Source organism: Streptomyces sp. SAS_272, assembly GCF_052543235.1.
Genome location: NZ_JBMNDR010000005.1, coordinates 41,392 through 54,839 on the forward strand (window position 1 = coordinate 41,392; position 13,448 = coordinate 54,839).

General features: G+C 71.2%; 8 protein-coding genes. 4 read left to right on the top strand and 4 right to left on the bottom strand.

Translation table 11 applies throughout. The features are described from left to right. Positions 1-7 precede the first annotated feature (7 nt). The 3 genes from ACN6LD_RS05615 to ACN6LD_RS05625 form a co-directional block, all read right to left on the bottom strand. Positions 8-1,270: a serine/threonine-protein kinase gene (locus ACN6LD_RS05615; protein ID WP_443042339.1), complete on the bottom strand. Its 1,263-nt coding sequence runs from the start codon at positions 1,268-1,270 to the stop codon at positions 8-10. Between the two features lie 168 nt (positions 1,271-1,438). Next, complete coding sequence (locus ACN6LD_RS05620; protein ID WP_334450212.1) at positions 1,439-2,500, bottom strand: PucR family transcriptional regulator; 1,062 nt, start codon at positions 2,498-2,500, stop codon at positions 1,439-1,441. Between the two features lie 482 nt (positions 2,501-2,982). Continuing rightward, on the bottom strand, positions 2,983-4,947 hold the full coding sequence (locus ACN6LD_RS05625; RefSeq protein ID WP_445042633.1) for an NAD-binding protein: 1,965 nt from the start codon (positions 4,945-4,947) through the stop codon (positions 2,983-2,985). Positions 4,948-5,311: 364 nt separating this feature from the next. On the opposite strand from ACN6LD_RS05625, the gene ACN6LD_RS05630 reads away from it, so the two are divergent. From ACN6LD_RS05630 to ACN6LD_RS05645, 4 genes are all read left to right on the top strand, one after another. Beyond that, positions 5,312-5,746, top strand: coding sequence for a hypothetical protein (locus tag ACN6LD_RS05630; RefSeq protein ID WP_334450216.1), 435 nt, complete (start codon positions 5,312-5,314; stop codon positions 5,744-5,746). A 111-nt stretch (positions 5,747-5,857) separates the two neighbouring features. After that, positions 5,858-7,903: a flotillin family protein gene (locus ACN6LD_RS05635; protein ID WP_445034304.1), complete on the top strand. Its 2,046-nt coding sequence runs from the start codon at positions 5,858-5,860 to the stop codon at positions 7,901-7,903. A gap of 76 nt (positions 7,904-7,979) precedes the next feature. Further along, positions 7,980-12,842 (top strand): DNA repair ATPase, encoded by a 4,863-nt coding sequence (locus ACN6LD_RS05640; RefSeq protein WP_445042634.1) that lies wholly within the window; start codon positions 7,980-7,982, stop codon positions 12,840-12,842. A gap of 61 nt (positions 12,843-12,903) precedes the next feature. Next, a complete protein-coding gene (locus ACN6LD_RS05645) occupies positions 12,904-13,131 on the top strand; it encodes a hypothetical protein (protein ID WP_445034306.1) in 228 nt (75 codons plus the stop codon). On the opposite strand, the gene ACN6LD_RS05650 is transcribed toward ACN6LD_RS05645, so the two are convergent. Then, positions 13,128-13,409 carry a hypothetical protein gene (locus tag ACN6LD_RS05650; RefSeq protein ID WP_445034307.1) on the bottom strand — a complete coding sequence of 94 codons (282 nt, stop codon included), beginning with the start codon at positions 13,407-13,409 and terminating at the stop codon, positions 13,128-13,130. The genes ACN6LD_RS05645 and ACN6LD_RS05650 overlap by 4 nt on opposite strands. Positions 13,410-13,448: the final 39 nt, after the last annotated feature.

A 13,448-nucleotide genomic window follows, 5' to 3' on the forward strand; every position in this document is an offset into this window, starting at 1 on the left:
AGACCTGTCAGCCTTTCTTTCCCTTCTTGTCCTTCTTCGGCTGCGGGTCGGCGTCGCCTGCTGAGTCTTCGCCCACGCGAGTGTCCGTCTCATCGATGGGGACGGCGGCAGGCGTCGGGTCGGCGCTCGGCGGACCTGCCGAGGGCTGAGACACGGAGGGTTCCGGACTGGCGTCCGCGCCCACGCCGGAGTCGGCGTTCGGGGAGGAGGAGGGACTGCCACCGGGCGCGAAGCAGACCGCGCCGACCAGGAGGGACACGGCGAACAGCGCGGCCGCCGCGAGGATGACGACGGTTCTCGGGCGCTGTCCGGCCGGAATGTGCACGCGCCGCCGACGACCGGCTGGGGTGCGGTGACGGGCCGGCGGGAGCCGGTACGTCGTGCTGTCGGCCGGATCCGCCGTCTTCCGAGCGGTCGGGGCGGTGAAGGACTCGAAGCCGTCGAGGGCCGGCAGGGGCTGTGGGGATCCCCGCCAGGCTTCCGCCTGGAACCAGTCGGCGACCTCCTGCGCGGTGGGACGGTCCTCGGGCTGCTTGGCGAGCATGCCGAGCAGGTAGTTCTCGAAGGCGGGCGGTAGACCTGCGCTCAGCGGGCCGGGCGGCGCGGGCGGCGTGTCGACGTGCAGAAAGAGCAGGGTGGTGGCGTTGCTGGCGGTGAATGGCGGCTGTCCGGTGAGCAGTTGGTACAGCACGCAGCCGAGCGAGTACACGTCGGAGGCCGGCCCCGCGGTCCGGCCCAGGGCCCGCTCGGGAGCCAGGTAGAGGCCGGTGCCGACGATCTGACCAGTGGTCGTCAGCCCGCCGTTCGGATCGTCGAGAAAGCGGGCGATGCCGAAGTCGCCCAGTTTCAGGGTGCCGTCGGCCTCGCACAGCAGGTTGCCCGGCTTGATGTCGCGGTGCACCACACCTTGGCGGTGCGCCGCTGCCAGGGCGGCGGCCGACTGCGCGGCGATCACGGCCACCCGCTCCGGTGCCAGACGGCGGTTGCCGGACGTCTCGTCGGCGAGGCTGCCGCCCTCGACGAACTCCATGACGAGGTACAGCCGTCCTTCCCAGGAGCCGAAGTCCAGGACGCCCACCACGTGCGGATGGCTCAGGGACGCGGAGGTCTGTGCCTCCAGCCGGAAGCGCGCGGTGGCCGCGGGGTCGGTCTGCTGCGTCAGCATCAGCTTCACCGCCACCGGGCGGCCGAGCAACTCGTCGGTCGCCCGCCACACCTCTCCCATGCCGCCCCGGCCGACGACCGATTGCAGCCGGTACCGATCAGCCACCAGCACGTGCGCACCCACCCCTGTTCAGAAATCGCACCGGCTCAACAGCCCGTCCCATGATCAGACTATTCCGTCCGGCGTCTCGGGCTCACCGCAAACGATCAGACAGCCACAGCCGTGGGGCTTTGATCGTCAGCGTGGGAACGGCTCACGATGGGCTGTCGGCCGTCACACCTCGTCGTCGGGCCACCCGAGGAGCCGGGCTCCGATCACCGCGGTCTGCAGGGTGTAGCGGTGGACGGGATCGCCGGGGTCGGCACCGGTGAGCTTGTGGATGCGTTCCAGGCGGTAGGTGAAGGCCCGCACGCTCAGGTTCAGACGTCGGGCCGCCTCGGCGGCGACACAGCCGGAGTCGAAGTACGCCGTCAGCGTCTCGACGAGGGGCCGGGCGCCGCCTCGTGCGCTCAGCAGCGGGCCGAGGGTGTTGCCGACGAGGTCGGCCATGGCCTGTCGGTCGCGGGTCAGGACCGGGTAGACGAGGAGGTCGGCCGCGCGCAGCACCGGCTCGTGGATCTGCAGCCGGTCTGCCAGGTCGAGGGCGTTGAGAGCCTCTTCGTAGGAGTGGACGACACCCCCGGCACCGGGGTGGGGACGTCCGATGGCGACCTGGCCGCCCTCGGTGGCCGCGTACGCCTGCTTGGCGAAGAACGCCAGCACGTCGTCCTGGTCCCCCGGCGCGATGCAGATCAGCCTGCCGTCCTTGGTGGTGAGCAGAATGCGCCGCTCGCCGAACCGGCCGACCACGGCGCTCTCCACCTGCCGGGTGGCCGGGTCGGTCTCCTCGACGGGCTTGTTGCCCTGCGCGACGGCGACGGCGTGGGCGCGGGAGAGGAGCAGCCCGAAGCGTTCGGCCCGTTCGGACAGGCGGCCCAGGTCGCTGCGGCCGTAGAGCAGGTCGTCGATGAACTCGCGCCGCACCGCCTCCTCCTGCCGTACGGCGAGCAGCTGCGCCCGTTCGTGCCCCTCGGCGAAGGCGTCGATCGCCTGCTCGACGGCGGCCAGCGCGCGATCACCCGCCGCGGCGGAGAGTTCGGGCCAATGATCGCGGGCCACGGCCAAGTGCCGGCGAAGGACGGCCCGCAGGCCGAAGCCCGCCTCGGCGGCGCGTTCCCCCCGGGTTCGCAGGGACTCCAACTCGTCCCTGGTGAAGCGGCGACCCGTCGCGCACACCTCGGTCAGTATCTGGACATACCCGTCCAGATACTCGTCGGGGACCTCCCGCCCTGTCACACGTCCTCCTGATTTCTTGGCGCCTTGCCGACGCGTTCCTGACGCACGCTGGACAAGACTGGCAGATCAGGGGCGGTGGGAGGAGCCTGGCATCAACGGCGGATCGGATTCCCTCGCTGATACGAGGTGATGGTGGCGCCTGCGGTCGGGGCGCGGGGGGCGTCGATCTCCGCGTACGCCGGGCTCTGCCCCTCCCGGCAGCCCGCGCTGCTTTGTGGTGCTGCCGCCGGGCTCGGAAGGTCTTGCCATCCCACCGGGCGTCAGTGCGTTGCGGCGACGCCCGGTAACTCGTCTCGCCCGATGCCGGAATTGTCCTGAGTCTGGCTTGAGCTGAAGGCTCCTGGCTGGTTCTGCACCTTCTGCATGGATCCGCTGTTCTGGATGCCTGAGTTGGTGCCGTCGGGCTGCTGCGCCTTGCGGCTGAGCCTCTTTTCATCCCCCAGAGGACCTTCCCTGTGGGGAGTTCGCCGGTGATTGGGCCTTCATGGACTGGCGGTAGTCGGGTGGTCCGGCAGGTGCGTTCCCAGGAGTTCGGCCAGCCCCTGGCGGGTGGCGGCGAGGACTACCCGGTCCTGCGGGTGGAGTACGTAGCCGGGGTGCGGGTCCCAAAGGAGGCCGCCTTGGTGTTCCGTGCCCTCGTGGGACGGTGTCACCGCGAGGTCGGGCAGGCGGTCGCCGGGATCGGTCGAGTCGACGGCCAGGACGCGCCAGGCTCCCGGACGGAACGACTCGGCGATCGTGCGGCCCTCCAACTGCGGGTGGCCCGCGACGTCGAGGGCCGCGAAGACCAGGACGCGCCGTTCGACGGGGATGGCGCCGAGGATCCGGCGGCCCATCATGGCCCCGGCGAAGGCGGGCGCGGCGAGGGTGGAGACGCTGCGGCTGCGGGTGAGGGCCTCGGGGTGGGCGGCGCGCAGGGTGCGGTGGACAGCGGTCGCGAAGGCGTCGTCGTACAGGCGCAGTGACACGCGCAGTCGGGGCGCCACGGAGCGGGCGTACAGGGCGGCTTCGAGGTTGGTGGTGTCGCTGCTGGTGACGGCGAGCAGTGCGTGGGCGCGGTGGGCCTTCGCAGCCTCCAGGACGCCCTCCTGGGTGACGTTGCCGATCACGGTGGGCACGTGCAGGCGGCGGGCCAGGGGGATGCCGCGCGCCTCGGGGTCCTCCTCCACACACACCACAGGGATGCCGAGTTCGTGCAGCCGGGCCAGTACACGGGTGCCGACCTTGCCGAGGCCGAGCAGGACGACATGGCCGGACAGGCCGCGCGGCGGCCGGCGCAGCGCGGAGGCGGTGCGGAAGGTCCCGAGCCCTTCCAGCACGGCGGCGAGCAGCACGGGCAGGAGCAGCAGCCCGGCCAGCCCGGACAGGAGTTGGAGGACCTGGCGGGCGGTGGGTTCACCGACGGCGGGGTCCCCGATGGCGAAGAGGTCGAGGAGGGTGAGGTAAGCGGCGTGCAGGGGGTGGTCGCCGGTCGTGAACCAGGACGCCACGGCCAGCCCGAGGACGCTCAGCACGAGCCCGGCCAGGGACCGGCGCAGGCGGCGCGAGAAGAGCGAGCCGAGCGGCAGGCCACGGCCGGTGAGACGGCCGGACGGACGCGTGGGGCCGGCGTGGGTGACGGTCTCCAGGACGACGGTGCCGCGCCCCGCGGCGGCGGCCACCGCGTCCTCGTCCGGCAGCAGCAACGGACCGTCCTGTCCGCTGGCGTCCGAACCCTCCGTTCCGGCCGGGTCGTTGGCGGTGGCGGAGAGCACGGCGAGCGTGCACAGGCCGGGGGCGGCGACCTGGCCCGGCCGCGGCGGGGTGCGCTCCGCGGCCCGCAGCAGCAGTCCATCGGCCTGGACCACCTTGCTCGTGCCCGAGACGGCCGTGGCCACCAACGCGGGGGCCGCTGTGTCGGCGTCGGACAGGACGGTGGTGGAGGTGTCCAGGACGGTCGGATCGAGACCGGGAGAGGCGACCGCGGCGGCCTGGTCGAGCAGGTCGGCCAGATGCCGACCGAGTCTGCGGTCGTAGAGCCGGATGACCAGGCGCAGACGGGGGTTGAGGCGGCGGGCCGCGAGGGCGGCGCGGATGTTGGTCTCGTCGTCGTCATGGACGAGCGCGAGGGCGTCGGCCCGCGCGACACCGGCGTCCGCGAACGCCTGTTCGTCGAGGACCGCGGCCTGGAGGACGCGGATGCCCGGTTCCGGGTCCGTGGCGGAGGCCCGGTTCACGACCGCCTGCATGCGAGCGAACAGAGCGGCCGCCGCCGCCCATCTCTCCGTTCCGCTGCCTGCGGTGCCGGCACCGGGCAGCGACGGCACGACGACGGTGACCCGCACGCGGTACAACACACGCAGCTCGGCGGCCAGGCGTTCGGCGAGGGCGTCGTCGCCGCACACGATCATGTGGCCCGGAAGCGCCGGGTGGCGGGCTTGGCCGGGAAGCGAGGGAACGCGCCTCATGAGTAGGCCCGCCTTCCGACGGTACCGACGGGGTTGCGGATCTGGCCTCCCTCTGCGCGGCCGTCCACCACCCGGCGGCCTCCTACGGCTCCGTACGCGACTCGGCCCACCCCTGCTCCTTCCTCGATGCGGCTGTCGACCAGGCCGGACGACGACGGCAAGGTTAGACAACGGCCCGGCACTCGCCGAAGTTGTCATCGCCCGGCATCAAGGGGACATCAAGACTGCCGGAACACGGCAATGCGCCACACGACATGGGCAGTTCAAGATAGGGGCAGCGGAAACAAAGGGGAGCAGTCCCGGCGCCGCTCCCTGGCGACAGGGTGGGTGCCGGGACTCGGGAACTCGGCTCGGGGGCGAGGACATGGGGCAGATCGTCGACGCAGCCGTGCGGTTCCCCACCGTCACCCTCACTTCGGCCCTGGCCGTCGCTCTCGGTTTCTGGCTGCTGGTCCTGCTGGGCCGGGCCGACGCGCGCGCCTTCGACGCTGACGCCCCGTCGCTGACCAGGTCGCTCGGCGGGACGCCGGTCGCCGTCGCCGCCTCCGTCGTGATCGTGAGTGCATGGCTCGTCAGCCTCACCGGAACGGTCCTGATGGATCTGGCACGCCTGACCGGTCCCGGTGGTGCCGCGGCCCGGGTCGCACTGCTGGTCCTTTTCGCCCTCGTCGCCTGGCCGGTGACACGAAGGTGCGCGGCCCCTCTCGTCAGGCATTCTGCGAGCCGGGCCGGGCTGCACCGGCGGGCTGCGGCGAGCGGCACTCCGTACGACCCCGGCAGTCCCCGCACCGGCGGCTAAGCCGCCACAGGCCCTGCGGCCGCACCGCCTTTCACGCCTGCTCGCGGCCGAGCGGGCCATCCCGCCTCGCCGTCGAGGCCGTCAACTCCTCGCAGACTTCAAGGATTTCGTATGGATGCCATCACCGTGGGCGTCGGCGTGCTCATCGCCGCCTGCCTGCTCGTCGCTGTCGCCGTCCTGTTCGTCGTCTCCCGGTTGTTCCGGAAGGTGGAGCAGGGCAAGGCGTTGATCGTCTCCAAGGTGCGCAAGGTCGATGTGACCTTCACCGGCCAGGTGGTCCTACCGGTGCTGCACAAGGCCGAGGTGATGGACATCTCGGTGAAGACGATCGAGATCACCCGGGCCGGCAAGGAGGGGCTGATCTGCCGGGACAACATCCGCGCGGACATCCGGATCTCGTTCTTCGTGAAGGTGAACAAGACCGTCGAGGACGTCATCAAGGTCGCCCAGGCCGTCGGCACCGTGCGGGCGAGTGACCAGAGGACGCTGCAGGAGCTGTTCCACGCGAAGTTCTCCGAGGCGCTGAAGACCGTCGGCAAGCAGATGGACTTCACCGACCTCTACACCAAGCGCGAGGAACTCCGCTACAAGATCATCGAGTTGATCGGCATCGACCTCAACGGCTACCACCTGGAGGACGCGGCGATCGACTACCTGGAGCAAACGCCGCTCACCCAGCTCGACCCGGCCAACGTCCTGGACGCCCAGGGCATCCGGAAGATCACCGAACTGACCGCCGTGGAGCACGTACGCACCAACGAGGCCCAGCGCACCGAGGAGAAGGAGATCACCCGCCAGAACGTCGACGCCCGCGAAGCCATCCTGGAGCTGGAGCGCCGGCAGACGGACGCCGAGATCAAGCAGCGGCGGGAGATCGACACCGTGCGGGCCCGTGAGGAGGCCGAGACGGCGCGGGTGGTGGAGGAGGAGCGGCTGCGGGCGCAGGGCGCGTTCCTGAAGACCGAGGAGCAGCTCGGCATCCAGCGGGAGAACCAGGCCCGCGAGGTCGCCGTCGCGCAGAAGAACCGCGAGCGGGTCATCGCCATCGAGAACGAGCGCATCGAGAAGGACCGCCTCCTCGAGGTCATCGCCCGGGAGCGGGAGACCCAGCTGACGCAGATCGCCGCGTCCAAGGAGGTCGAGGCGGAGAAGCGAGAGATCGCCGAGGTCATCCGTGAGCGGGTCGCGGTGGACCGTACGGTCGCCGAGCAGGAGGAGGCCATCAAAAGTCTGCGGGCCGTGGAGGAGGCCGAGCGTGGCCGGCAGACCGTGATCATCGCCGCCGAGGCGGAGGCGCAGGAGAAGCTGGTCAAGGACATCAAGGCCGCCGAGGCCGCCGAGCAGGCCGCTGTCCACCGCGCCGCCGAGGAGCTCACTTTGGCCGAGGCCCGGCTGAAGAGCGCCGACCTCGACGCCCAGGCCAAGCTGCGCCTCGCCGAAGGCGTCCAGGCCGAGACGGCCGCCGAGGGCCTCGCGGCCGTCCAGGTCCGTGACAAGGAAGCGGAGGTCATCGAGAAGGCCGGCCGCGCGGAGGCCGAGGCGGCCCAGGCGCGTATGCGGGCCGAGGCGGAGGGCGTCCGGGCGAAGGCGCTCGCCGAGGCCGAGGGCATCGGCGAGAAGCTCAAGGCGGAGGCGGCCGGTCTGACCGAAAAGGCGGCGGCGATGGCCGCGCTCGACGAGGCGTCCCGCGGTCACGAGGAGTACCGGCTGCGGCTCCAGGCGGAGAAGGAGATCCGGCTCGCTGGGCTCGATGTGCAAAAGCACGTCGCCGAGGCGCAGGCCACGATCCTCGCCACGGGACTGGAGAACGCCGACATCAACATCGTCGGTGGGGAGTCGGTCTTCTTCGACCGGCTGGTCTCCTCGATCGCGCTCGGCAAGAGCGTCGACGGGTTCGTCCAGCACTCCGAGACGGCCCAGGCTCTCGCGGGGCCCTGGCTGGACGGTTCGTCGAGCTTCACCGACGACCTCAGCCGCGTCCTCGGCTCGGTCTCCACGGCGGACGTGCAGAACCTGACCGTCTCCGCCCTGCTGATGAAGCTGATGAAGACGGGCGGAGCCGACTCCGGCGCTCTGGAGCAGCTGCTCAGCAGGGCCGGCGAACTGGGTGTCGCCGACACCTCGCTCGCGGCCCTGAACGGCAGCGCCAGGGTCTGACAGGCCGCGGTCCGGAGCTGCCGCACAGGGGACGGCAGCTCCGAACCGCTTTTTCCGACATTCTGAGAGGGACCCCATGACCACCGGCCTGGACACCGGCACGTACGAGGTGCTGCGCGACCGCCTCACCGCGCAGGCCGCCGAGCTCGCCCGCCGCGCCGAGGCGCTGAACGCCCGCCGCACCGAGGAGTTCGGCTCCACCCGGCTCGAACTCGCCGGCACCGAGCGGCTGCGCACCGAGCACACCTGCGTGCCCCGGGACATCGTCTCCGTCGGCGACGTCCTGCTCTTCGGCCAAAACGTCTTCCTCGGCCTCAAATCGGAGACGACCGTCGGCGACGTCTTCGCGCTGCACGACCGTGACCTGAACCGGCTGCCGGACGACGCCGTGCCCGGCCTGCTGGACGACCCGGCCTTCGTCCGCGAGTTCGCCGCCCTCTACCGCTACTACCGCCAAGCCCACCTCCTCCAGCTCCGCCGCGTCGACGGCAGACTGCTGGCCGTCTTCCGGACCGGTGAGAAGGCCGAGGACATCCGCGTCCTGCGCTGGGCCGTGACCGACGACGGCCAGGTGTCCTTCCTCGACGCGCGCGGCGAGCGCGACCACGTCTTCCCGCCCTCCCACGACTTCGCGTGGACGCGGACCTCACGCGAGGACCACGTCCTCGGCCGCCACCCTCACGTCTCCATCGAGAGCGAGGTCTTCGTCGAGACCGTCGGCGGAACCCTCACCGTCAAGGTCGAGAACAACACGGAGATCGGCGAGGGCATTTACACGGAACCCGTCGACGAGCCGCTGCAGTCCCTCGCCGACGCGGACATCGCGTACGCGCGCGTGGGGGCCCTGATCCTGCTGCGGATCCGCCCCTACAAGGAGGACACCGACCGCCACCTGGTGTTCAACACCCTCACCAGGACGGTCGTCCGACTGGACGGCATCGGGCAGGCGTGCCATCGGCTTCCCGACGACCAGGGAATCGTCTTCCCCGGCGGGTACTGCCTGGCCACGGGCGCGTACAAGACCTTCGATGCGGTCGTCACCGAGGGCCTGGAGTTCGAGCGCGTGGTCCGCTCGCCCAACGGCGAAGACGTGCTGTTCGCGTTCCACGCGCGTGTGGAGGGCCGCAGTCTGCTGCTGCCGTACAACGTGATCCGCAAGGAGGTCGCGACCCCGCTGTCCTGCCACGGCTGGGCGCTGTTCGACGACGGCGCGCTCGTCGTGCTGCGGGCGGACAGCGACGAACCGCAGCGCGTCCATCCCGTCCAGCTGTGGACCTCGCCGTTCGTCTCCGACACCCACGCCGCTGCCCAGCCGGCCAGCACCGGCCCCCTGGCCCGCGTCGGCAACGCCGACCTGGTGCGCGGCATCTCCGACTGCCTGTCCATCACCCGCGCGGTCACCGAGACCACCCCGACGAGCGAGGTGTACGAGGCACTGACCGCGGCCTGCGTCCGGGCGGCGGACTCCCACCACTGGCTGGGCGAGCCCGGACTCGGCGCTCTGCACGAGCCGCTCACGCAGGTGCGGGTCACCGCCGAGCAGGTCCTGGCCGAGTTCGAGACCGTCCAGGCACTCATCCGGCAGGCCGCGGACGCCCTCACGAAGGCCGCGGAGCGGGTCGCCGTCGTCGTACGGCGTCTGCGCGGCGAGGCCCCGCGCAGCGCCGCCGCCTGGGTCACCGGCCTGACCGAACTCCGGCACGCCCAGGGCCACCTGCTCACCCTCAAGGACATGCGGTACGCCGACACCGCGCGCATCGACGAACTCGCCTCCGACATCAAGGGCGACCTCGCCACCTTCGGGCAGCGGGCCGTCGCCCACCTCGCGCGCGAGGACGCGTTCGCCGACCACCAGGCCGACATCGAACAGCTCGTCGCCGACGCGGAGGCGATCGCCACCGTCGCCGAGGCCGCGCCCGTCGCCGCCCGCCTCGACGAACTCACCGACGGCCTGCGCACGGTGACCGAGGTCGTCGCCGGGCTGGACATCGGCGACGCCACCCTCCGTACGTCCGTTCTGGAACGGATCGCCGAGGTCCTGGGCGGCGTCAACCGCGCCCGCGCCCTGCTCGACGGCCGCCGTCGCGCACTCCTGGACCGGGAGGGACGGTCAGAGTTCGCCGCCGAGTTCGCGTTGCTCGGCCAGGCCGTCACCGGCGCGCTCGCCGCCGCGGACAGCCCCGAGGCGTGCGACGAGCAACTCGCCCGCACGCTCGTCCAGCTGGAGAACCTGGAGTCCCGGTTCGCCGAGTTCGACGACTTCCTCGGCGACCTCGCCGACAAGCGCGACGAGGTCCACGAAACCTTCTCCGCCCGCAAACAGACCCTCGCCGACGCCCGCGCCCGCCGCGCCGAACGCCTCGCCGACTCGGCGGCCCGCGTCCTGCGGACCGTCACCCGCCGCGCCGCCACACTCGCCGACACGGACGCCGTCACGACGTACTTCACCTCCGACCCCATGGTCGCCAAGGTCCACCGCGTCGCCGACGAACTGCGCGAACTCGGCGACCAGGTCAAGGCGGAGGAACTCGACGGCCGCCTCAAGGCCGCCCAGCAGGAGGCCCTCCGATCCCTGCGCGACCGCACCGACCTCTACACCGACGACGGCCGCACCCTCCGCCTCGGCACCCACGGCTTCGCTGTCAACACCCAACCCCTCGACCTCACCCTCGTCCCACAGGGTGACGGCCTCGCCTTCGCCCTCACCGGCACCGACTACCGCTCACCGGTCACCGACCTCGACTTCGCCGCCACCCGCCCGTACTGGCACCGGCCCCTGCCGTCGGAGTCGCCCGAGGTCTACCGCGCCGAACACCTCGCCGCCCGGCTGCTCGACGAGCACGGCCCGGCGGCCCTGGAGGAGGCCGACCTGCCCGCCCTCGTACGACAGGCCGCGGAGACCGCCTACGACGAGGGATACGAGCGGGGTGTCCATGACCACGACGCGGCCCTGATCCTGACCACGCTCCTGCGCTTGTACGCGGACGCCGGCCCTCTGCGGCACGAGCCTGCGGCGCGTGCCGCCGCCCAGCTGTTCTGGGCCCACGGAACGACCGCCGAGGCCCGGCAGGAGTGGCAGCGGCGCGCGGTCTCACTGGCTCGCGCCCGGGACACGTTCGGCCTGGCACCCGCGATCGACGACCTGCGGCAGGAGCTGGCGGAGGCGATCGGCACGGAAGCGGCGGCCACCTACCTCTTCGAGGAGCTGACGAGCGGCCCCGACGGCTTCGTCGTCAGCGGGAGTGCGCGCACCCTGCTGGAGAAGTTCCGCCGGACGGTGGGCTCATCGGCCTACGACGAGGACCTCGCCGCACTCGGGGGTCTGGCCGCACGCAAGCAGCTCGTCGAGGCGTGGCTGTCCTCCTACACCGCCTCGACCGGCACGGACACCACCCCCGGCGACCTGGCCGAGGCGGTGGCCGCAGAACTCTGCCCCGACCTGGCCCGCTACGACTACGACGCGCAGACGACCGAGACGGTCCACGGGCTGCTCGGCGTCCACCCGCGCATCACCGCCGGGTCCCTGTCCGTCCGTATCGACGAGTTCCTCGCCCGCACCCGCGCGTTCCGCACACACGATGTTCCCGGACACCGCGCCTACCAGCGCCGCCGTACGGAGCTGGTGGCAGCCGAACACACCCGGCTCCGCCTGGACGAGTACCGGCCGCAGATCATGTCCTCGTTCGTACGCAGCAGGCTCATCGACGAGGTCTACCTTCCGCTGATCGGCGACAGCCTCGCCAAGCAGCTGGGCACCACGGGCGAGTCCAAGCGCACCGACACCGGCGGCCTGCTCCTGCTCGTCTCCCCGCCCGGCTACGGCAAGACGACCCTCATGGAGTACGTCGCCGACCGCCTCGGCCTGATCCTGGTCAAGGTCAACGGCCCCGCCCTCGGCCACACGGTCACCTCCCTCGACCCGGCCGAGGCCCCGAACGCCACCGCCCGCCAGGAAGTCGAGAAGATCAACTTTGCGCTGGCGGCCGGCAACAACACCCTCCTGTACCTCGACGACATCCAGCACACCTCGCCGGAACTGCTGCAGAAGTTCATCCCGCTGTGCGACGCCACCCGCCGCATCGAGGGCGTACGGGACGGGGAGCCGCGTACGTACGACCTGCGGGGCAAGCGCTTCGCCGTCTGCATGGCCGGCAACCCCTACACCGAGTCCGGCGCCCGCTTCCGCGTGCCCGACATGCTCGCCAACCGCGCCGACGTCTGGAACCTCGGCGACGTCCTGACCGGCAAGCAGGACGCCTTCGCGCTCAGCTTCATCGAGAACGCCCTCACCGCGAACCCCGTGCTCGCCCCGCTCGCCGGCCGCGAGCACGCCGACCTCGACCTGCTGGTCCGGCTCGCCCAAGGCGACACCACGGCCCGCGCTGACCAGCTCACCCATCCCTACGCTCCCGCCGAACTGGAGCGCATCCTGGCCGTGCTGCGCCACCTGCTCACGGCTCGCGACACCGTGATGGTGGTGAACAGCGCCTACATCGCCTCCGCAGCCCGGTCCGACGCCACACGCACAGAGCCGCCCTTCCAGCTCCAGGGCTCCTACCGCAACATGAACAAGATCGCCCAGCGCGTTCAGCCGGTCATGAACGACGCCGAATTGTCCGCGCTGATCGACGACCACTACACGGCCGAGGCCCAGACCCTCACCACCGGTGCCGAGGCCAACCTGCTGAAGCTGGCCGAACTGCGCGGCACACTCACCGCCGAGCAGGCCGCCCGCTGGGCCGACGTCAAGACCGCCTACCTGCGCACTCAAACGCTCGGCGGACCGGAGGACGACCAGCTCACCCGGGCGATCACCGCCCTCGGCCTCCTCGGGGACCGGATCGCCGCCGTCGAATCCGCCATCAACCGCGCCGCCGACCCACGCCACCTCATCGCCAACCCGACAGCCCGGCACGCGGTCCGTCCGTGCGAGGAATAGCTCCCCGCATTTCACAAGGCCGACCGAACCGCCGCGCCGGGCCCTGACCACGGGAGGTCTCATGCTGTACATGGCGATGGCAGCCACGGCGCTCTTACTGGTGCTGGCCGCATCGATCGCCGTGCTGCTCCGTCGAGAGCGGCGACGGACGGTCTCCAGCCCTGAGGCCCGTCGCATCGAGGCGGCCGCGACACAGGGGATCCGGGACGCACGACGCCAAGCCCACGCCCGCCGGCATTTCAACGGGACCGGCACGATCGGCGGCCTGAGGGATCGCGACTCGCGCTAAGGGCTGTCCGGTGATGCGGGGGTCGGGTCCGTCGACGGAATCTCCGCCGGCGGCGCCCACCGTGACATGTCAGGCGGCGGGCTCCAGGACGCTGGGGCGGGATCCGGCGGCGAGGCGAAGGGTCCTGCGTGGTTGTGCATGAGGATCAGCATCACGGCAGCGAAGGCCACGCTCAGCACGATCAAGGCCAGGCCCACGGGGTTGTCCGGGTTGTACTCGTAGCGGTTCGTCCCCCACTTGCTCCGTTGGAAGACGGGTTCGTTCTTGTCGAAACGCACAGCGAAGTTCCTTCTTCGAGTGCACGAATGGCGGGCTGG